The following is a 20,961-nucleotide window of genomic DNA, read 5'->3' on the forward strand; positions in this document are numbered from 1 at the left end:
ATGTCTAGCGATCTTGCCTTGCTGGACGAGCAAATAATTGCAGCTATAGCCATCGCGCCGTGGCAGGCCAAGCTGCGTTTGGGTTTTAGCGATGATGGCGGCACCACCCGCCTCACCGAGCGTTCGCATGTCGGCCCTTTGCGCGTGCAAAAAGCGCTGTATCCAGAGGGCGGACAAATTTGCCATGCGATTATTGTCCATCCACCGGGTGGCGTAGTCGGTGGCGATCAGTTGGAAATCGCAATGAGCGTGCAAGCGAATGCGCACGCCTTGCTGGCCACGCCAGGGGCAGCTAAGTGGTACAAGGCCAACGGAAAAATTTCTAAGCAGAGCGTACAAATGACGGTGCAGCAAGCAGCCAGCGTGGAATGGCTGCCGCAAGAGACGATATTTTTTGATGCCGCCCACGTACAGCTATCGCAAACCATCAACTTGGCGAAGGACGCCAGTTTTATCGGCTGCGATATTTTGTGCTTTGGCCGCACCGCCTCGGGTGAAAGTTTTCATTCCGGGAAAATATCTCAGCACAGCACGATACGCCGCGAAGGTAAATTGATCTGGTTTGAGCAAGGCGCAGTCACTGGCGGCAGTCTGGCCATGACGGGCTTGCTGGGTTTGGGTGGCAATACGGTCTGCGCCACTTTGCTAGCAGCCGGCAAGACGGTGCCGGCTGCTGTGATAGCTGCCTTGCGTGAAGAGGCTAGTGCCTTGCTGGCTGGAGCAGGAAGCTTCGGCGTAACCCAGCTCAAGGCGGTGATCGTGGTGCGCTATCTGGGCAATGCCAGCGAAATGGCGCGGGCGCTGATGCTCATGGCCTGGCGTTATTTGCGCCCGGAAATCATAGGGCGTGAGGCGGTCGCATTAAGAATTTGGAATACCTGAAGAAATAAAAAACAGGCAGGCCCAGCGCGCATATCCCATGCGGTCTGCAGGCCATGCAGGCTGGAAACCCGCATGGAATATGCGCAAGCGGGCTGTGCTTTTTTTAAATTGGTTTTGTTTATTGGTAGAGTTTTGCAATAGAGGATGCGATGGAACTGACTCCAAGAGAAAAAGATAAGTTACTCATTTTTACCGCCGGTTTGCTGGCAGAGCGGCGCATGGCGCGTGGCCTCAAACTGAATTATCCGGAAGCGATCGCGCTGATTTCTGCTGCCATCATGGAAGGCGCGCGTGACGGCAAGACGGTGGCTGAACTGATGTCGGATGGCGCCAAAATTCTCACACGTGCCGACGTCATGGATGGCATCGCCGAGATGATCCCGGACATACAGGTGGAGGCGACTTTCCCTGATGGCACCAAGCTGGTCACCGTGCATCACCCGATTCCTTAATATTTTGAGATGTGGAGAACAGCATGATTCCAGGTGAAATGCTGATACAGGCGGGCGACATTGAACTCAATGTCGGCCGTGACACTATCACGCTGAAAGTGGCCAATAGTGGCGACCGGCCGATCCAGGTCGGCTCGCACTTTCATTTTTTTGAGACTAATCCGTTTCTGCAATTTGAGCGTCAACTTGCTTACGGCATGCGCTTAAATATCACGGCAGGCACTGCGGTGCGCTTCGAGCCGGGCCAGATCAGGACCATACAGTTGGTGGCGCTGGGGGGCGATCGTATCGTCTACGGTTTCAATGGCTTGGTGATGGGCAAACTCGCAGAGCAAACGGTGGAGCAAACGCTGGAGCAAACCAAATGACAAAAATCTCAAGGCAAGCCTATGCCGAAATGTTCGGCCCCACTACGGGCGACCGGATTCGTCTGGCCGATACCGACTTGTTTATCGAGATCGAAAAAGACTATGCGATTTACGGCGAAGAAGTGAAATTCGGTGGCGGTAAAGTGATACGCGACGGCATGGGCCAGTCGCAGCGCGTGCATGCCGATGTGATGGATACCGTCATCACTAATGCCGTGATCCTGGATCACTGGGGCATAGTCAAAGCCGATATCGGCCTCAAGAATGGTCTGATTGCGGCGATAGGCAAGGCCGGTAATCCTGATATCCAATCCGGCGTCACGATGGCAATCGGCGGCGCGACTGAGATCATTGCCGGCGAAGGCATGATCGTCACCGCCGGTGGTGTCGATAGTCATATCCATTTCATCTGTCCGCAGCAGATTGAGGAAGCCTTGATGAGCGGCGTGACTACCATGCTGGGCGGTGGTACTGGGCCAGCAGTGGGCACGGCCGCCACCACCTGTACGCCGGGGCCATGGCATATCCATTCTATGCTGATGGCGGCCGATGCTTTTCCGATGAATCTGGGGTTTCTTGGCAAGGGCAACGTCAGCCTGCCAGAGCCACTGGAAGAGCAAATCAAGGCGGGTGCCATAGGCCTTAAACTACATGAGGACTGGGGTAGCACGCCTGCCGCGATAGACAATTGCCTGGCGGTCGCCGAGCGTTACGATGTGCAGGTGGCGATCCATAGTGATACTTTGAACGAAGGGGGCTTTCTTGAGCATACCCTGGCCGCTTTCAAGAACCGCACCATCCACACCTTCCATACCGAAGGTGCCGGTGGCGGCCACGCGCCCGATATCATCGCTGCCGTCGGCGAGGCCAATGTGCTGCCGTCCTCGACCAATCCTACCCGACCGTACACGGTGAATACGCTAGACGAACATCTCGATATGCTGATGGTCTGCCATCACCTGGACCCGGCGATTGCCGAAGACGTGGCGTTTGCCGAATCGCGCATACGACGCGAGACCATCGCTGCTGAAGATATTCTCCATGACATCGGCGCTATTTCTATGATGTCATCCGATTCGCAAGCCATGGGGCGGGTTGGCGAAGTCATCATGCGCACCTGGCAGACCGCGCATAAGATGAAAACCCAGCGGGGCGCATTGGCGCAAGACAATGCGCGCCATGATAATTTCCGCGCCAAGCGCTATATCGCCAAGTACACCATCAACCCGGCAATTACCCATGGCATTTCGCATGTAGTGGGCTCGCTGGAAGTAGGCAAGATTGCCGATATCGTGTTGTGGAAACCGGCCTTCTTTGGCGTAAAGCCGAGCATGATACTCAAAGGCGGCATGATTGCGGCGGCGCAGATGGGCGACCCGAATGCCTCGATACCCACGCCGCAACCGGTACACACCCGCATGATGTTTGGCGCATACGCTGGTGGTCTGAAAAAATCATTTACCTTCGTCTCGCAAGCGGCGTTTGATGCCGGCATCGCACAGCAACTACAGTTGAGTAAAACCGTGATCGCGGTTAAAAACACCCGCAATCTGCGCAAGACCGACATGATCCATAACGCGGCTACGCCGAAGATGCAGGTTGATCCAGAAACCTATGAAGTACGCGCCGATGGCGAATTGCTGGTGTGTGAGCCGGCCAAGGTCTTACCGATGGCCCAACGTTATTTTTTATTCTAATACCTATTATGCTTATCATACAAACCAAAGTAGAGAAGGCCGACATCATTGCGGCGCAATTGATTTTGCCTTACGAATTACGCGAAAAAAGTCGTCTGCGCGCCACCATGAGTAACGGCGAAGAAGTCGGCGTATTCACCTTGCGCGGATCGGTGATGCGCGATGGCGATCTGATGCTGGGCAACGATGGCCGCATCGTGCAAATAGTGGCAGCGCAAGAGCCCACCTACCGGGTCGAATGCGGCGACGCCTTTGGCTTGTTGCGCTGCGCCTTTCATCTGGGTAACCGGCACACCCAGGCCCAGCTTGGTGACGGTTTTTTACGGATACGTCAGGACAGCGTACTTAGGGAAATGCTACTAGGTCTGGGCGCGACGGTGATGGAAGAGCGTGCCAGTTTCGAACCTGAGGCAGGGGCTTACGGCGGTGGCCATCATCACGGTGGCGACGACGCGCATCCGCATAATCCTCTGGCACCGATTCCCCTACGCCAGCGCATCCACAGGCCGTCTGATGCCAAAACTGATCTAAAAACGGATCTGAAAATTGATCTCTCAGCTGATTGAAAGTACGCCATGCAATCGTCCGCCTTACTCCATCTGCTACAACTGGCCAGCCCCTCACTGCCTATCGGTGCGTATAGCTATTCGCAAGGTTTGGAAGCGGGTATAGAAAACGGCACGGTCAGTAACGAGGCCAGTGCGCGGTTTTGGATTATCGAGCATTTGCATCAGGTAGTAGCGCAATTTGAAGCGCCTATCTTGTGGCGCTTGCAGCATGCCTTTGCGGCACGCGATGGCGCAGCGGTCAGCCATTGGACGGCCTGCTTTATCGCGGCCCGCGACACCGCCGAGTTTCGTGCCGAGACCATACAGATGGGCTACTCGCTGGGCAAGCTAGTGGCCGACCTGAAGATCGCCGACAGCGCATCGTTGGCACTACTTCACAGTCTGGACGAAATCCCTTTGCCCACTGCGCTCGCCTGCGCCGCCGATGCTTTGGCGATCGCGCCCGAGGCGCTGTTGTTGGGCAGTTTGTTTTCCTGGGCGGAAAATCAGGTACTAGTTTGCGTTAAATCGGTGCCGCTAGGTCAAGTCGCCGGGCAGCGCCTGTTGCTGTCCTTACGTGGCGAACTGGAGCAGGCGGCGCGTACTTCTCAGTTACTGGCAGATGAAGATTTATCCAACTGGGCACCGGGCTTGTCGCTGCTATCGATGCAGCATGAAGTGCAATACAGCCGGCTGTATAGATCCTAATTGGGTCCAAATTAGGTCCAAATAATTTTAAAGATAAATATGATGAATTCACTCAAATCAAATGACACACAAACCCCCAACCCTTTACGGGTAGGCATAGGCGGCCCGGTTGGTTCGGGCAAGACTGCCTTATGCGAAATGCTGTGCAAGCGCATGCGCGACCATTACGAGATGGCGGTAATTACCAACGACATCTACACCAAGGAGGATATGGAGATCTTGCTGCGTGCCGATGCCTTGCCGGCGGAGCGCTTGATGGGCGTGGAAACTGGCGGCTGCCCGCATACCGCAATCCGCGAAGACGCCTCGATCAATCTAGAAGCGATCGCCCGCATGAGCGCCGATTTTCCTGATCTCGATCTGATCTTGATCGAATCGGGTGGCGACAATCTGGCCGCCACTTTCAGCCCGGAATTATCTGACCTGACTATCTACGTGATTGACGTTGCCGGCGGCGAAAAAATTCCACGCAAGGGCGGGCCAGGGATTACCCGCTCTGATTTGCTGATCATCAACAAGACCGATCTGGCCCCGCATGTTGGTGCCAATCTTGATGTGATGGCAGTCGATGCCAAACGCATGCGCGGTGAGCGACCATTTGTCTTCACCAATCTGCGTACCGGTGATGGCTTGGAAACGGTGTTTGAATTCATACAGAAACAGGGCTTGTTACAACAGAACTGAGCAAATTTTTAATATTGAAATAGGAGTTAGATATGCATGCTTGCATCACGAAAATCACGAAAAAAAACGGTGGCTTGGCGATCATTGCGGCCTTACTGCTGATCCCGTCTTTGGCACTGGCGCATGCCGATGCCAGTCATCTGGCGCTTAGTGTGGCGGGGTTTAGCAGTGGTTTTTTACATCCACTGACTGGCCTTGATCATTTATTGGCGATGCTGGCGGTCGGCGTCTGGGCCGCGCAAAATACCCGTACCAGCAGATGGCTACTACCCCTGGTGTTTCCTTTGATGATGCTGCTTGGTGCCGTCATTAGCCTGCAACTAACTAGGGCGGCTGGAGCAGCTGGAGCCGCTGGAATCGATGCGAGTATAGAAACCGGAATAGCACTCTCGGTGTTGGTCTTAGGCGGCTTGATCGCCTTTGCGATCCGGCTGCCGGCACTTGCCAGTGCGGCATTGATTGCGCTGTTTGCCTTGTTGCATGGCTACGCACATGGCACTGACTTAGCTAGCGCCGCTTCTGGGATTGCCTACGCCCTGGGCTTTTTGAGCTGCACTTTGTTATTGCACTTGCTAGGCTTACTGGCAAGTCTGAGTGTAAGTGGCAGTCTGAAGCAGAGATTGAGTCGAAAACTGGCTAAGTTGATAGGTGCGGCTATCGCCTCCTGCGGCTTGTTATTTTTATATAATTTAGTCTAATCTCAGTCTGCCAGCCTGGCTTAGTTGCGATTAAGTTGCGATTAAGTTGCGATTAAATTGCGATTAAATTGCGATTAAATCAGGCCGGTGCGAACTAAATCTCCGGCTCTGGGGTCATACTCAGCACTAAAACCACTCTTTTGCTGATAGAAACCGCGCATTGCCACGCTTAAGCTGCTGACGCCAGCAGTCTCCGGTGTTAAGCTTACGTAACTATTTTTGCGATTCAAGAGTGGCTTTTTGCCCGCTTATTTGCTTATGATTTTCGGAGATTAGCATGAACAGTATGAAAAAAACCTTGCTGTGGATGTCCATGGCATTTGCCGCGACCGCTTACGCTGCTTCTCCCGCGAGTTCACCTGAAGTAACTGCTGGCGCAGATTTAAAGCCTTTGCAACAGCAAGCCCAGGCTGCCGCCATGACCGCACAGTTCCTCACGCGCTTTCACTACAAGACCATGCCGCTGAACGACGCCATGTCGGAGAAGATTTTTGATCGCTATTTGAAGGCGCTAGATCCAGAAAAGCTATTTTTCGTACAAGCCGATGTGGATAAATTTGCTTTTGCGCGCACAAAAATGGATGACGCGATTAACACGCAAGATCTGAGTACCCCTTTCGCCATGTTCAATTTGTATGAGCAAAGGATGAAAGAGCGCATGATCTATGCGCGTGGTTTGCTCAAACAAGATTTTAATTTCGATAAAAACGAAAATTATTTCTACGCCCGCGACAAAGCAGAATGGCCGCAAACCGAAGCGGCGATGCAAGACTTGTGGTTGCAGCGTGTTAAAAATGATTGGTTGCGCCTGAAGCTGGCCGGCAAAGAAGAGAAGGCGATACGCGCAACCTTAGAGAAGCGCTACGACTACACTTTGACGCGTATGCAAAAACTCAAGAGTGAAGACGTGTTTCAACTCTTCATGAACGCCTATGCCACCGCAATAGAACCGCATACTAATTACCTCGGCCCTAAGGCATCGGAAGATTTCGAGATCTCTATGAAGTTGTCCTTAGTCGGCATCGGAGCAGTGTTGCAAGAGCGCGATGAGATGACGACGATCAGAGAACTCTCTCCTGGTGGTCCGGCTGCGCTGTCTGGAAAATTACAGCCAGGCGACCGCATTGTCGGCGTTGGGCAAGGGCTCAAGAGTACCCCGGTCGACGTGATGGGCTGGCGCTTGGATGATGTGGTGGCCTTGATCCGCGGCGCTAAGGATACCGTGGTCTTACTCGATATTTTACCTGCCGATGCAGGTCCGGATGGTAAGCATAAATTGATCAGTCTGGTGCGCAATAAAATCACACTGGAACAGCAATCGGCGAAAAAATCCATCATTGAAGTTAAGAGCGCCGATGCAGCAAATGCAGGCATGCGGCGTATAGGCGTAATTGCCTTGCCGACTTTTTATCAAGACTTTGATGCGAGACGCAAAGGCGATAAAGAGTTTAAAAGCGCAACGCGTGACGTAGCGCGTCTGTTAGCTGAATTGAAAACTGAAAAAGTCGATAGCGTACTCATCGATTTACGCAATAACGGCGGTGGATCTTTAAATGAGGCGGTCGAATTGACTAGTCTGTTTATCGGCAAGGGCCCTGTGGTGCAGCAGCGCAATTCGCAAGGGAATATTCAAGTCGAGAGCGAGAAAACCGCGAAAGTGGTGTGGGATGGACCTATGGGCGTGATGATTAATCGCGGCTCAGCTTCGGCATCTGAAATTTTTGCCGCAGCGATCCAGGATTATGGCCGTGGCTTGGTCATCGGTGAATCTAGCTTCGGCAAAGGCACGGTACAAACCATGGTGAATCTGGATCAGGTTGCGCACAGCGATAAACCGAAGTTCGGCGAACTGAAGATGACCATCGCGCAATTTTTCCGTATCAATGGTGGCACCACACAATTGCGTGGTGTGACGCCCGATATCAGCTTCCCTAGTTTTTCTGATCCCGAAAGTTTTGGTGAATCCAGCTACGACAATGCGCTGCCTTGGGTGCAAATTAAGCCGGCCGAGTATCAAACTGTGGGTGATTTAAAAGACTTGCTGCCCTTATTGCAAGTGCGCCACGAGATGCGGGTCGCTAATGACAAAGAGTTTCAATTCATACTGGAAGACGTCAATGAGTACAAGCTCTTGCGTGATAAAAAAACGATTTCTCTGAACGAAGTGGAAAGACGTAAAGAGCGCGACACCCAAGAGCAAAAAGTCAAAGACCGGGAAAAATTGCGCTTGAAAGATAAAGTTGCGAGCGGCAAAAACGGCGATCAAAAAGACGACAAAGCAGATGCAAAAGTAGCCGATAAAGCCGCCACACAAGACGATGGCTTACAAGCCAACGAACGTAGTCTGGCCTCAGAATTGGCGGCAGAAAAAGCCAGAAAAGATGCTAAAGATGTCTTGCTGGAAGAAGCTGCGTATATTCTTGGTGACGAAGTTGATTTACTCAAGAGCCATCATAAATTGGCAGAAGGTGTCATCAGCGACGCAATGCGTAAAACCCAGCCTTCACCACGCTAAGCGTTTTGGCAAGCGCGCACTGAGGCGCATATAAAAAAATCGCTGCTTGCGGAAACGGAGGCAGCGTTTTTTTATGCATGCTTAGGATTTGGATTAATCCTAGACATACAAATACATGCCAGCCCACACCGCCAGCAATAACAGGCTCAGGGCGAATAAACCGATCGCCCCATTCGGACGCAAGACACCAAAATAGCCGATCACCACGCTTGCCACACCTTTTTTTGCCAGCTTCATCCTGCGCCAGCGCTGCAAGTTGGTGCTAGGTGGCGGCACCGCGAAAACTGGTGCTCGCTGGGTTTGCATGTGGCGGCTCGCGTTTGTTATGGGCCGAAACAGACAGAGGTCAAGGCGCGGTACATTTTTATAGACAAAGCGAGCGGCTTAATTCTCGCAAGTAGGCGTCTGAAACAGCTAGTCAGCACGCTGTTAAGCCCTCTGTATTCTAAAAAATGCGGGTGATTTTGAATCTGTCCAAGCTGCTTTTTCCTCCACTGATACCCGCATTTTTGCATTTCATCGCATTGCGCTGGTGCTGCTTTGGGTGCTTAGCTACAGTTCATACATCGCAGGAGTTATTAAGTATCAGTTAAGTAGCAATCAACCACTCAGGAGCTAGATCATGAATACAACTATCAATACTAAAGCGGCTATGCTGACATTGCTGTTGGCAGGCGTGATCGGCACTGTCGCCGCCTTTGAAATTCACACTCCGCTGGTAAAAATTCAGACCGTGAACATCCATCACCAGCGTATGACAGTTGAAGAGAAAATTGCTTTTGATACTGAAAATACCCAGCCACAAACGATACTGATCAGCGCTACCCGCCTGAGCCAGCAGCAAAAAATGGCGATGGCTTTCGAAGACCAAAATGCGCAATTGGTGACTATGCATAATAAGATCAGCGCGGCTGCTGGTTCTATCTAATTGCGCCTTCGTTCTAAGGCGAATTGAAAAGTAGCCAAGCCACTGCGCATATTCCATGCGGGTTTCCAGCCGGCCTGGCCTGCAGGCCGCGTAGAATATGCGTGACAGGGCATGCCCTGTTTAAAAACCATAAATTTGCCGTTTCCCCACCCAAAGCTGTCAGTCCTGGCGCTGACACGCATCGATCTCAGCTTACATATTTTGCGGTCTGCTACCATTAGAAGCAGGTCTGAATGATCTATAATCGAAGTTGTAAAGAAGTTATTTCTAAGCTCGATTAAATTTCATACTGCGTCCTGCGCGCAACAAGGTGAGTCTATGCAAAGTACCGTGCTTATTCTGCAAGGTGGTGGTGCCTTAGGGGCGTATCAGGCTGGCGTGTATCAACACTTAAGTGAGCAGCATACCGAGGTCGACTGGGTTATCGGCACCTCGATAGGGGCGATTAATGCGGCGCTGATCGCCGGCAACCCGCCGCACACCCGCGTCGCTCAGATCAAGGCATTCTGGGATAGTCTGACCCCTAGCCAGCCCGATCCGCTGACCGCATGGTGGTTGTCGCTACCGCCTTTGGCGAACCTGGCGCACTCCATGAATACCATGGGCATCTTGATGAAGGGCGTACATGGTTTTTTCAAGCCGCGTCTGGGTGCCAGCGCCGACATCAACGCCAAAGTGCCGCTGAATGAAATGGGCTTTTACGATACCTCGGCGCTCAAGTTCACTCTAGAAAAATATGTCGATTTTGCGTATCTCAATCGCGGCGCGATGCGCTTGAGTATCTGTGCGGTGGATATCGATAGCGGGCAATCGGTGGTGTTCGATAGTAAAAAACAAGTGATACTGGCTGAGCACATCATGGCCAGTGGCGCGCTACCACCGGGATTTCCTCCTATACAAATAGACGATAAGGCCTATTGGGATGGCGGTGTATATTCTAATTCGCCCTTGTCGGTATTTTTAGCCGAAGTCAGGCAGAAAGATGCCCTGTGTTTCATGGTCGATCTATGGGACCCGACCGAGATACGTCCGACCTCGATTGCCGAGGGCTTGGCTCGTTACAAGAGCATACAATACGCCAGCCGCTCCAAAGAACTGTTGGAGAACTATCAGCAGATCGCGAATTTACAAAAAGCCATACGCTTATTGGCCGACAAAATACCGAGCGCCGAACGGCAGCAAGAGACTACCCAAATGTTATTGGCATTGGGCTGCGATCACACCGTGAATGTCGTCAATCTGATCATGAAGGCGAGTAAGCAAGACCACTATTTTAAGGACATCGATTTTAGTCGCGAGACCATTACTGCGCGCTGGCAGGATGGTATCCATGATTGCAAGCGCGCCTTGCAGCACAAGGCCTGGTTGGTGCCTTTGCCGCCGCATGCCGGCTTAGTCATCCATGAATTGCCGCAAGAGTAGGCGATGTTGCCGCACGTTCTGAGGCTTGGCAAACCAGACTTTGCGCCATTGATAGCGGTCGCTGGTGGATATCCGTATGTTTGATCAGAAATTGCTTAGTGTGCTGTGGACCGCACTATTTTTCATGATCCATTTGGGCTTGATCGTGCGCGCAATTTTGCGGCCACATAGAGAACCAGCCTCGCGGATTGCCTGGGTGGTGGTGATCATCGTGTTGCCTATAGGCGGCATTCTGGCCTATCTGTTACTGGGCGAGACCAATATCGGACGGCGTCGCGTGGCACGTATGCGTAAGGTGCGCGCCTTGCTGCCGCTCGCCAGTAGCTTGCATGACCCAGACCAGAAGGCGATCAGCCAGCTGCCGCAAGTCTATCAACACTTGTTTCGGCTTGGGCATAGTGTGAATGGTTTCGATGTGGTGGGTGGTAACCGTGCAAGCCTATTAGCCGATACGCATGCCAGTATTGCCGCCATCGTGGCCGATATCGACGCCGCTCAGAGACATGTGCACATCATTTTTTATATCTGGTTGCCAGACACCAGCGGACTCAAAGTGGTGGCGGCGCTAAGACGGGCGGTGGCGCGCCAGGTGGCGTGTCGTGTCATGGTCGATGGCCTGGGCTCACGCAGCATGATAGCTTCGCCCCATTGGCAGGCGATGCGCATCGCAGGGGTGGAGGTGGCCACCGCGCTACCTATCGGTAATCCGCTACTGCGCCCCTTACTAGGCCGCATCGATTTACGTAATCATAGAAAAATCGTCGTGATCGATGATCACATCACCTATTGCGGCAGCCAAAATTGCGCTGATCCCGAATTTTTGATCAAAGCCAAATACGCGCCCTGGGTCGATATTATGTTGCGCTTTGAAGGGCCAATTGCGCGCCAAAATCAACACTTGTTTGTCAGTGACTGGATGGGGCAGGTGCATGAAGATATTAGCGATTTATTGCGCTTACCTGCGACAAGCCAAGCGACGCAAGCAGCCCAGGTTGGCCAGCTTGCTCAGCCTGGTTTCAGCGCGCAAGTGATAGGCACCGGGCCTACCATACGTTATTCCGCCATGCCGGAAGTGTTCGAGACTTTGATGTATGCGGCGCGTCGCGAATTATTTATCACCACACCATATTTTGTGCCTGACGAATCGATGCTGGCAGCGCTTTGTACCAGCGCCCGTCGAGGGGTAGCTACCAGCATTATTTTCCCGGCACGCAATGATTCTAAAATCGTAGCAGCGGCGAGTCGCAGCTATTACGCCGAACTGCTGGCCGCAGGCGTGAAGATTTTTGAGTTTCAAGCGGGCTTGCTGCACAGTAAAACCCTAACGATAGACGGCGACATCACTTTGATCGGTTCGGCGAATATGGATAGGCGCAGTTTCGAGCTCAATTATGAAAACAATATCCTGTTTTACGATCCGCTATTGAGCGCGCAAGTGCGGCAACGGCAACAGAGCTACTTACTGGAGTCGGTCGCCGTGACGGCCGAGCAAGTGGCGCGCTGGTCGTTAGGGCATAGGCTATTAAATAATACCGTGGCCATGTTTGGGCCAGTGCTGTAGAGAATGCAGCAGAATTGCCAGAGAGAAGTAAGTAAATGTAAAATAGACATGAAAAACCGTCAAAATGCGCAAATCAGCCCGCAAAAATAGCGCTAGCTTTGAGACTCCGTGATATTCTGCCGATCTTAGTACATTAAATAAGCCATTAGCCTCGATGAACACGCCTACTTCTACACCTGTCAGCCCATTTCAAACTCCCCGTGCATTGTTAAAAGAATTGCAGGAAAAGTTTGTCGCTTTTCGTGAATACATGCCGCTGACGATAGGGATAGATAAGCAATTGATCGCTCTGTATCCAGAATTAAGCCGCAAACTTTTGCGCGCCACTTTGGGCATACACACGAATTCTTTGCGCTATCTGAAGATCATGGAAAAAGCCACGCATCGTTTCGATTTGCAAGGTGTTGCGGCAGAAGAAGTCACCGACGTCCATCGCACCCATGCCACTACCGTATTGCGCGAGCGCGCTAAAAAAGTCGCCGAGCAACGCAAGGCAGAACGCGCCGCCGAAGAAGCCGCACGGCTTGCCAAAGTAGCTGAAGCAGCGGCACAACAGCATACCGAAAAGCTCAATCAACTCGCCAGCAAGTTCTCACGCAATAGTTAAGCTACGTTAAGCCACGTCGAGCAACATTAAGCCACGTTAAGAAAAAGCCAGCGCCTGCTGGCTTTTTCGCTTGCCTGAGGCCTGCTTAATTCCATTATTTAAATAGGCTCAAGGCGCACTATCCATGCGGGTTTGCGGGCATGCCAGGCGGTAGGCGGCATGGGATATGCGCGCTGGCATGGGTAATGCCGTTCTTTAAACCTTGTCCTATGTATCGTCATTCCCGCGAATGCGGGAATCTAGTGGCGTAAAAGCCTAAAGACACTGGATCCCTGCCTACGCAGGGATGACACCTAGACGGATTGGAGCTTAACTGAACGACATTACGCTGGCATGGGCGCCTTGTCCTATTTTGATAGTTGCGCTGATTCAGGCTGCGGCGTTAGCATCGCCGGCAAATACGCCTGACAAAACTCAGCAGGCATGCGCCGCGCTTTTCCGCTACTCACTTCTATGCACACCAGATCCCAGTGCCCACGCATGACGGTGCTCTGATCGCTATCCCGAATGAGCTGAAAGCGCCGCTGCATAGAAAGTTTGCCGTCACTAGCGACTAAGCAGGTGGCCAGCCGTAGTTTCTCTCCCAATACCGTAGGCAATAAATAATCGTAGGCTGCGTGGCGTATCGCCATTGCCCTATCTAAGCGCAGATAGTCTGCCAACGACAGACCCAGTGTTTCTGAATGCGCCCACGCAATCGCCTCGCACCAGCGCACGTACACGGCATTATTGGTGTGATTGAGCCCGTCTATATCGCTGTGCTCAGGACTTAGTTCTAGTATGTAAGGCTGCGGATAGTCCCAGATCATGCGGATACTTTCATGTGAGCCATAAAAAGATTGAAGCGACAAAAAACCCGCCGTAGCCTAAACTAGTAGCGGGTTTTTCATACGTCTTTGGTTGCCCTAAACGGAATTCTGGTGGTGATAGGTGGACTTGAACCACCGACCCCAGCATTATGAGTGCTGTGCTCTAACCAACTGAGCTATATCACCAAGAAGCCTGAGATTATGCCATCGGGATCGATGCCTGTCAATATCAAAATGCGTAAATCAGGGCGATGACCGGGCGCTGCTTAGGATTTCATGCGATCTCTTCCAGCGCGCATCACTTAATTACTCAGGCAGGGTGTTTAGCTTTTCATACAAAAGGCATTGAGTTTATTTCCATCGAGATCACGGAAGTAGGCTGCGTAAAAACCACTGTCGCCACGCGGGCCAGGGGCACCTTCATCGGTGCCACCTAGTTTCAGGGCTTTTTGGTAGAGCGCATTTACTTTGGCGGGCGTATCTACAATCATGGCTACCATCATGCCATTGCCTACGGTCGCAGCCTTGCCATCGTGGGGTTTGATGATACCTATCGATGGCTGATTAGGGCTGGCGGCCCAGGCGATGAATTGATCGGACTCCATAAACCGTGTGGCACCAATCTCCGCGAGCAAACTATCGTAAAAGCTAGCGGCACGCTCAAACTGATTAGTGCCTAAAGTGACATAACCTATCATGCTGTTCTCCTGTTTGGATTGAGTGACTAAGCCTGTGTGAAATACGCACAGAGCCGTCATTGTGCCATGGCTTTTTGATATGTGTTTAATCCTGAAATTGATTAAATTGCAGCGAAGCGAGGTTGGCGTAGATGCCGCCTTGGGCTACCAGACTGGCGTGGGTGCCGGTTTCTACGATGTGGCCGTGCTCCATCACGATGATGCGGTCGGCTCTTTGCACGGTGGCCAGACGGTGCGCGATGATCAAGGTGGTGCGCCCTTGCATGGCGGCTTCTAGTGCGCCTTGTACCAGGCGTTCGGATTCTGCATCTAAGGCGCTGGTGGCTTCGTCCAGTAACAGCAGGGGTGGGTTTTTGAGCATGGCGCGGGCGATTGCGATGCGCTGGCGCTGGCCGCCAGACAGGCGCACACCACGCTCGCCCAGGAAGGAGTGGTAGCCTTCTGGCAGGCGTTCTATAAACTCATGGGCGGCGGCCATTTTGGCAGCGGCGATGACCTCGGCATCGCTGGCGTCTGCTCTGCCGTAACGAATGTTTTCCATGGCGTCGGCCGAGAAGATGATGGTGTCTTGCGGGACTATGCCTATGCTGTCGCGCAGTACCTGCAAATCGAGATTCCGGATATTGACGCCATCTAATTCTATTTTGCCTTTCTGCGGGTCGTAAAAGCGCAATAGCAATTGGAATAAGGTGGTCTTGCCGGCACCGGATGAGCCAACCACCGCCACCGTTTCGCCCGGCGCGATCTGTAAGCTGAGGTGGGCCAGGGCGGCAGTATCGGGGCGTGATGGATAAAAGAAGCCTATGTCGTTCAAAGTCAGGCTGGCACCGCTGGCGGTGCGTTGTGGTAAGGCGAGAGGTTGCTTTGGCGATTGTATCGTTGAGCATACCGCCATCAACTCTAATAAACGTTCGGTAGCACCGGCGGCGCGTTGCGCTTCGCCCATGACTTCAGAGAGGGCACCGATGGCACCGGCAACAATCGAGGCATATAAGATGAATTGGCCAAGTTCGCCGCCACTCATTTTGCCTTGTATGACTTCATGCGCGCCTAGCCACAATACGAACACGATGGTGCCAAATACCAGTAAGATCACCAGCACGGTCAGCATTGAACGGGCGCGGATACGGCGCATGGCGGTACCAAAAGCGTTTTCTACCGAGCTGGAAAAACGATAGGCTTCTAGCTTCTCATGCGTGAAAGCCTGTACCGTAGGCATGGCGTTAAGAATCTCGCCAGCCATGGCCGAGGCGTCGGCGATACGGTCTTGCGAATCGCGCGAGAGTTTGCGTACCCGCCGGCCAAAATACACGATGGGTAACACCACGGCGGTCAGCAAGACGATGATGATGGAGGAGAGCTTAGGGCTGGTCACGAACAGCATCACCAGGCCGCCGATAAACAGCAGCATATTGCGCAAAGCCATAGAAATGCTAGTGCCCACTACCGCCTGTATCAAGGTAGTGTCGGTGGTCAGGCGCGACAGCACTTCGCCGGTGCGGGTGGTTTCGAAAAACTCCGGGCTTTGCGTGACGACATGCGAGTACACCGCATTGCGGATATCGGCAGTGACGCGCTCGCCTAACCAGGACACCATGTAAAAGCGTGCGGCGGTGGCGATGCCTAATATCACGGCAACCCCGAACAGGGCAAGAAAAGTCAGATCGACATGCTGGATATTGCGGTCACCGCCACCAAAACCCAGGTCTATCATCTGGCGGAACGCGTAAGGGATCGCCAGCGTGGCGCAAGCCGCCACCACCAGTGCAATCCCGGCCAGGAAAAATTGGCGTTTATATGGAAGCAGAAAAGGGATTAAGCCTTTTAAGGTGGAGATGCTGCTTTTGGGGGCGTCAGAAGTAGTCATAAGCCAGTGCGAGGTGAAGTAGGTGGTCTGCGAGTGCAATGATACGAATCTAAGTTCAGCCGTATTGTGTCAGGTTTTGGGTGCTACGGTGCGATGCGGATTGGGGACGGAGGTTGCTGTTGATGCAAAATACACGATTCTGGTGAGATAATGCGCGCCATCGTCAACAAAATTGGCGCTCTCCGCGTTGAGTTAGTAATTTTCGAATAAAGGTCGTGTATGTCATCTTCATCGTCCATGTCATCGTGTATGTCATCGTTTTTCAGATCGTATTGTCAGCCCTTGGTTTTTTCTGCGCTGACGATTTTTACCGCAACTAGCCTGACCGCTTGCCAAAGTACCCGAATCCAGGTGAATGACTGCAAGGCGGGTGACTGGGGCGTGATAGGCAATAAAGACGGCGATCAGGGTTTGGATCAGCGCTTTGAAGAGCGCAAGAAGTTCTGCGCGAATGTCGATGAGGGCAAAATCAAGGCCGATTCTGCCGCCAGTTATTCGGCCGGCTGGGAGCAGGGTAATTTTCAATACTGGAAACGCTTAGGCACGCAAGATGGTTTAGCTGCCAAGCCTATGTCTAGTTTTGCAGATCAGGCGGCCTCTGAACAGACCAAAAAAAATAATACGCCCTTACACCAACTCGCTTACAAGCAAGGTTGGATCAGCGGTAATGCCGATTACTGGCGCGGGCTAGGCGATCAGGATGGCGCAGCCGGACGCGCCGCTTCTGGCGAGACCGCGCGTGCTGCCGAGGGTCAGGCGATAGGCTTTAATCGCCTCAGTTATCTGGAAGGCTGGCAGACTGGTAATCAAGCCTATTGGACCCGTCTTGGTTATCTGGATGCCCACGATGGCAGACCTGATGCCGAATTTAAACAGCATGCCACCAGCGCCCAGAACCTGGGGGTGCAAGTGAATGAGAGCGCCTACCGTAGCGCCTGGAACCTGGAAATTATCGAATATTGGAAACGCCTGGGCTGGGAAGATGCGACTCAGGGGCGCGATGTGAATACCCGCCGCGCCGATGCCAAACAGCGCGGTTTGAAATTTTCTGAGCAAGAATACCAGCAGAGTTGGGAGCAGCGCCTGATCCAGTATTGGCAAGACGCCGGTAAAGAAGACGGTTATGGCAGACCGAATCTGCTGGAAGATAGAATGGCCAATGCCAGACGCAATAATGTGTTTGTTATCGCGCAAACCCGCGAGGTGTATCGACAAGCCTGGACTGAGCAAAACGCGCGTTATTGCAGCGTCGATAATGCCTTTGATTTTGGTCGCCGCAATCAAAATATGGCCTTTGAAGTCTGTGCTGGGGCTCAGCAAAATCGGGTCAGACGCGCCTTGGCCAGTGGCCAGGAATATGAGTACGTGTTGCGCCAGCAAAGCTATCGCAACGATGAACTGAATCGTTTGGCGGACAGGCGCCACGATGCCGAACATCGTTTAGCCAGACTAGAGCGCGAGATACAGCGCGATCTGGAGGATAAGAACCGCGTCATCAATGCAGAAAGCGCCAACATCGATAGACGCCGCGAGCAAGAAAAGCGTGAGCTGCGCGAATTTTTGCGACGTAGTTACGATGAGTTCGAAGACCTGAGGCGCTGGAACTTTAGGTACGAGCAGCAGTTGCAGCAAATCAAGCGCGACATTTATCTCAATTGATGCGTGCCAGCTTGTCGCCGCCGGCCCAGATCATCGGCATCCATTAATTTAATCATGATGGGAAAAGCTTTGCGCAGTATCCATGCGGCTTGGCAAGCCAAATCGGGCTGCAAGCCGCATAGGGATTGCGCCTAAGCTTTTGAAAGTCGCGATTTTTCACTTATAGCGCGAACGAAGTTGGTATTTACTTCATCACTTGAGCTAAGCTAGCGCCATGCGCGTACATCATTCGCCAGACTTTCACATTCTGAGGGCAGAGCATGACAACTCAAAGCAAACTGTACGTCTGGCTAGCCGCGCATAGGGTCTGGGCTTTTGTCTTACTGACCCTGAGTTTTTTGGCTTTTGCTAGTTTGTCGCTGGATCTGGCCAGAGTGCTTATTGCCAACGCCGAATATATTTCATCCTATGGTTGGCAGGCCTTGCTGGACGGCGGCCTGCAGCAATTTTTAGAGATCTGTCTGAAGTGTGCGCTGGCGATGCTGTGCTACCTGAGCTTTAAATTGTGTGAGCACGTGCTGATCCATCGCCTGGCGCATAAATAGCCGTGCTCGCTTTAAGGTGCGACCAGACCCGTCATCTTGACTACTTCAAATTGATTGCCCTTGACGCTGCCTAATTCAGACAGCAGTTTGTCGTTATTCCAGCGCGCATCGGGGGCGCCGCTGACATACCAATTCGAGCCATTATCGGCCACCAGCATGCCGTAGCTTTTCATCGCTTGCAGGATAGCTTTACTCTCATTGCTAAAGCTGGCGGGTATCACAAAACTGGCTTTCAGGCGCACCCGCATCCCCATTGGCGGTAGCGTAAGGCTAGTGTTGGCGGAGGCCCAGTGGGTGGCCGGTGGCACATAGGCTTTACGGGTTTTACTAACGGTAAAACGCAGCGCATGGCGGATCGCGCCGCTGGCAGCTTCTTCGTAACGCACCAAACCCGGGAAGATAGGCAGACCGGCTGCATCGGCGCTAGTCCAGCCTGGCTGGCCGCCTGGTCTGACGGTATTGGATGTCAGGTCAAACAAGGCGCCGCCACTGGCTTTCCAGCTGGCGTCAGCTTGCGGGTAGGCGTTGCCCACTTCATACAGACGGCTAGTATCGCGCTCTATCACCAGCACATGGCGGTCGCCGCCAGACAGCGCAGCACCGGCCAATTGCCCCTCTATCGGCGCATTGGCTGGGATAGGGTAAGGGCCGGGATCACTTTCGCTGGCGTAATCGGTAAATAGCACAGCCACTTTGGGCTGGCTGGCGGCCACCACCACATACGGGATGCCGATAGGTGCACCGGCATACAGACCAGCACCAAAGTCAGGATGCACGCCAGCAGTGAGGCCTATGCTGGCAATCAAGGCATCTGAGTTGGGGTCTAGCGCGGCTGCCGAAATATCGGTATTCCAGGCATTATCTGCGGGAAAAGGCAGGGCACCGTTCAGATTGGCACCGACGCCCAGATCGGCTTTACGCAGATCGCCATACACGGCATTGCTTGCCACGATCGGTGGCAAAACGGGGGGCATAGTCACTGCGGGTGGCGTCACAGCAGATGTGACGGGCGCGCCCGGACTAGCGCTGCCGCCGCCGCAAGCGCTGAGCGTCGCCAGCACTGCTAAGCTCACAGCGGCACAGTAAGTATTCGAATGGGATAGGCGACAAAAAGACATACAAAACCTCAACTGAAAGGTGCGCAACATAGATTGCGATCACTTCAACATCAACGCAACATCAACGCAATATCGCTGCATGCTAAGCGCAAACCGGGATCGCCACAATCTGCTTTGCACTTGCTTACAAATCGCCGTCCTGAAATCCCGTTTTAGCTGCTATTCTGGGTCTGAGTGTTGCTATTTCCATCAAATTTAGCTCGCTCCTTTGCACAGATGCGGTTCTTGCGAATTTCAATGGTATATTGATATTTGTTTGCTGCGATTTGGCGGCGCCGGTCGTCAGCCATGCTTGCATGACGTCAAAGCCGAATGGATATTTGGATCAGCACAGTGAAGGTCTACCGAGATGGCATTAGGGATAATGTTAGGATTTAAAAATTCATCTTTGCATAGAAGCAAAGTGCTATGCCTGCACTGCCATAGCGCGAATATCCGTCGCTCTAAATGGCTGTCGCAGACCGAAAAAAACACCCATCCCAAAAGCGCGCCTTACCGTTGTCTGGATTGCTCAAAGCGCTTTATCGGCAGCACTGATTTTAGTCATTTATCGCAAAAAAGCCTGATCATCACGCGCATCTTGCTAGCGGCCAGTTTGCTGGTCGGGCTCTTGATATTGATGTTCGTCATCATAGGCAATAGCTCAAGTAGCTTGTCTTCACAAAGCAGCGCCGCCTTCCTCAATAACGCTGAAAATAATTCGGCGCGCATGAAGGCCGCCGAAAAAGGCGATGCCCAGGCGCAGTTTGAACTCGGCCAATCCTTATTGCAAAACATGGAAGGCAATCCCGAGGACACCGCGATGGGCGTGCTGTGGTTGCGTAAAGCAGCCAGTAACGGCAATAGCAGCGCCATGGTAGCGCTAGGGCGCTTAGCCAAAAACGGCGTGGGGGTATTGCAAAGCTACGTGCAAGCGCTGGAGTGGATGCAAGCCGCGGCCAACAAGGGCAATCCGGAAGGCATGTTAGAACTGGGGCGCCTGTATCGCGATGGCGTGGCAGTTCCTAAAGACACGGTACTAGCCTACATCTGGCTCAATCGCTCGGCCGCCTTGCACAACCGCAGCGCCGCCCAAGAGCGCGACCTGATCGCCAACGGCTTAAACGCCGATAAACTCAAAGAGGCGCAAAGCCTGTCAGTCAGCGCGAGTAAAGCCAAGCCGCAATAAGCTAGTACGCCTAGCTATTTCTAATAA

Annotated in this window: 22 protein-coding genes and 1 tRNA gene; 16 read left to right on the forward strand and 7 right to left on the reverse strand. The window is 52.8% G+C overall.

From position 1 onward, the window contains the following. The 8 genes from EJN92_RS15125 to EJN92_RS15160 all read left to right on the forward strand — a co-directional run bounded on the left by EJN92_RS15125 (position 1) and on the right by EJN92_RS15160 (position 6,037). Complete coding sequence (locus EJN92_RS15125; protein ID WP_126128587.1) at positions 1-882, forward strand: urease accessory protein UreD; 882 nt, start codon at positions 1-3, stop codon at positions 880-882. Between the two features lie 149 nt (positions 883-1,031). Next, the gene (gene ureA / locus EJN92_RS15130) at positions 1,032-1,334 is read left to right on the forward strand and encodes an urease subunit gamma (protein ID WP_126128588.1); all 303 of its coding nucleotides are present in this window, start codon (positions 1,032-1,034) and stop codon (positions 1,332-1,334) included. Positions 1,335-1,357: 23 nt separating this feature from the next. Continuing rightward, positions 1,358-1,702, forward strand: a complete 345-nt coding sequence (locus EJN92_RS15135; RefSeq protein WP_126128589.1) for an urease subunit beta — start codon at positions 1,358-1,360, stop codon at positions 1,700-1,702. Then, positions 1,699-3,399 carry an urease subunit alpha gene (ureC, locus tag EJN92_RS15140; RefSeq protein ID WP_126128590.1) on the forward strand — a complete coding sequence of 567 codons (1,701 nt, stop codon included), beginning with the start codon at positions 1,699-1,701 and terminating at the stop codon, positions 3,397-3,399. The genes EJN92_RS15135 and ureC overlap by 4 nt, the downstream gene beginning before the upstream one ends. Positions 3,400-3,407: 8 nt before the next feature. Beyond that, a complete protein-coding gene (gene ureE / locus EJN92_RS15145; protein ID WP_126128591.1) occupies positions 3,408-3,965 on the forward strand; it encodes an urease accessory protein UreE in 558 nt (185 codons plus the stop codon). 9 nt (positions 3,966-3,974) lie between these two features. Further along, positions 3,975-4,655, forward strand: coding sequence for an urease accessory protein UreF (locus EJN92_RS15150; RefSeq protein WP_126128592.1), 681 nt, complete (start codon positions 3,975-3,977; stop codon positions 4,653-4,655). A gap of 39 nt (positions 4,656-4,694) precedes the next feature. Continuing rightward, entirely contained in the window at positions 4,695-5,339 is a 645-nt protein-coding gene (gene ureG / locus EJN92_RS15155) for an urease accessory protein UreG (RefSeq protein WP_227869565.1), read from the forward strand. A gap of 32 nt (positions 5,340-5,371) precedes the next feature. Continuing rightward, complete coding sequence (locus EJN92_RS15160; protein ID WP_126128593.1) at positions 5,372-6,037, forward strand: HupE/UreJ family protein; 666 nt, start codon at positions 5,372-5,374, stop codon at positions 6,035-6,037. 74 nt (positions 6,038-6,111) lie between these two features. Here the strand turns inward: EJN92_RS15160 and EJN92_RS21465 are convergent, their stop codons facing one another. Beyond that, positions 6,112-6,267 carry a hypothetical protein gene (locus EJN92_RS21465; RefSeq protein ID WP_157984374.1) on the reverse strand — a complete coding sequence of 52 codons (156 nt, stop codon included), beginning with the start codon at positions 6,265-6,267 and terminating at the stop codon, positions 6,112-6,114. A 47-nt stretch (positions 6,268-6,314) separates the two neighbouring features. On the opposite strand from EJN92_RS21465, the gene EJN92_RS15165 reads away from it, so the two are divergent. Continuing rightward, entirely contained in the window at positions 6,315-8,552 is a 2,238-nt protein-coding gene (locus EJN92_RS15165) for a carboxy terminal-processing peptidase (protein WP_322348661.1), read from the forward strand. A gap of 99 nt (positions 8,553-8,651) precedes the next feature. Here the strand turns inward: EJN92_RS15165 and EJN92_RS15170 are convergent, their stop codons facing one another. Next, positions 8,652-8,858 carry a hypothetical protein gene (locus tag EJN92_RS15170; protein ID WP_126128594.1) on the reverse strand — a complete coding sequence of 69 codons (207 nt, stop codon included), beginning with the start codon at positions 8,856-8,858 and terminating at the stop codon, positions 8,652-8,654. Between the two features lie 316 nt (positions 8,859-9,174). Between EJN92_RS15170 and EJN92_RS15175 the strand changes: the two genes are divergently transcribed. The 4 genes from EJN92_RS15175 to EJN92_RS15190 all read left to right on the forward strand — a co-directional run bounded on the left by EJN92_RS15175 (position 9,175) and on the right by EJN92_RS15190 (position 13,070). Beyond that, entirely contained in the window at positions 9,175-9,480 is a 306-nt protein-coding gene (locus EJN92_RS15175; RefSeq protein WP_126128595.1) for a hypothetical protein, read from the forward strand. A 318-nt stretch (positions 9,481-9,798) separates the two neighbouring features. Then, the gene (locus tag EJN92_RS15180) at positions 9,799-10,902 is read left to right on the forward strand and encodes a patatin-like phospholipase family protein (RefSeq protein ID WP_126128596.1); all 1,104 of its coding nucleotides are present in this window, start codon (positions 9,799-9,801) and stop codon (positions 10,900-10,902) included. Positions 10,903-10,978: 76 nt separating this feature from the next. Continuing rightward, positions 10,979-12,463 (forward strand): cardiolipin synthase, encoded by a 1,485-nt coding sequence (cls, locus tag EJN92_RS15185; protein ID WP_126128597.1) that lies wholly within the window; start codon positions 10,979-10,981, stop codon positions 12,461-12,463. Between the two features lie 154 nt (positions 12,464-12,617). Next, positions 12,618-13,070, forward strand: coding sequence for a ProQ/FINO family protein (locus EJN92_RS15190; protein WP_126128598.1), 453 nt, complete (start codon positions 12,618-12,620; stop codon positions 13,068-13,070). 347 nt (positions 13,071-13,417) lie between these two features. Here EJN92_RS15190 and EJN92_RS15195 read toward each other — a convergent pair whose 3' ends face one another. From EJN92_RS15195 to EJN92_RS15210, 4 genes are all read right to left on the reverse strand, one after another. Further along, positions 13,418-13,921, reverse strand: a complete 504-nt coding sequence (locus tag EJN92_RS15195; RefSeq protein WP_227869566.1) for an acyl-CoA thioesterase — start codon at positions 13,919-13,921, stop codon at positions 13,418-13,420. A 67-nt stretch (positions 13,922-13,988) separates the two neighbouring features. After that, positions 13,989-14,065 (reverse strand) — tRNA-Met (locus EJN92_RS15200). A 137-nt stretch (positions 14,066-14,202) separates the two neighbouring features. After that, positions 14,203-14,577: a VOC family protein gene (locus EJN92_RS15205; protein ID WP_126128599.1), complete on the reverse strand. Its 375-nt coding sequence runs from the start codon at positions 14,575-14,577 to the stop codon at positions 14,203-14,205. Between the two features lie 85 nt (positions 14,578-14,662). Further along, complete coding sequence (locus tag EJN92_RS15210; RefSeq protein WP_126128600.1) at positions 14,663-16,444, reverse strand: ABC transporter transmembrane domain-containing protein; 1,782 nt, start codon at positions 16,442-16,444, stop codon at positions 14,663-14,665. 249 nt (positions 16,445-16,693) lie between these two features. Here EJN92_RS15210 and EJN92_RS15215 point away from each other — a divergent pair, with 249 nt between their 5' ends. Together EJN92_RS15215 and EJN92_RS15220 are read left to right on the forward strand one after the other, a co-directional pair. Beyond that, complete coding sequence (locus EJN92_RS15215; protein WP_157984375.1) at positions 16,694-18,103, forward strand: DUF2799 domain-containing protein; 1,410 nt, start codon at positions 16,694-16,696, stop codon at positions 18,101-18,103. A 260-nt stretch (positions 18,104-18,363) separates the two neighbouring features. Then, positions 18,364-18,648: a hypothetical protein gene (locus EJN92_RS15220; RefSeq protein WP_126128602.1), complete on the forward strand. Its 285-nt coding sequence runs from the start codon at positions 18,364-18,366 to the stop codon at positions 18,646-18,648. Between the two features lie 11 nt (positions 18,649-18,659). Here EJN92_RS15220 and EJN92_RS15225 read toward each other — a convergent pair whose 3' ends face one another. Further along, positions 18,660-19,766, reverse strand: coding sequence for a hypothetical protein (locus EJN92_RS15225; RefSeq protein ID WP_126128603.1), 1,107 nt, complete (start codon positions 19,764-19,766; stop codon positions 18,660-18,662). A 349-nt stretch (positions 19,767-20,115) separates the two neighbouring features. Here EJN92_RS15225 and EJN92_RS15230 point away from each other — a divergent pair, with 349 nt between their 5' ends. Next, positions 20,116-20,934, forward strand: a complete 819-nt coding sequence (locus EJN92_RS15230) for a tetratricopeptide repeat protein (RefSeq protein WP_126128604.1) — start codon at positions 20,116-20,118, stop codon at positions 20,932-20,934. The last annotated feature ends 27 nt before the right edge of the window (positions 20,935-20,961 follow it).

Origin of the sequence: Undibacterium parvum (assembly GCF_003955735.1) — a bacterium.
Lineage (GTDB): Bacteria > Pseudomonadota > Gammaproteobacteria > Burkholderiales > Burkholderiaceae_D > Undibacterium > Undibacterium parvum.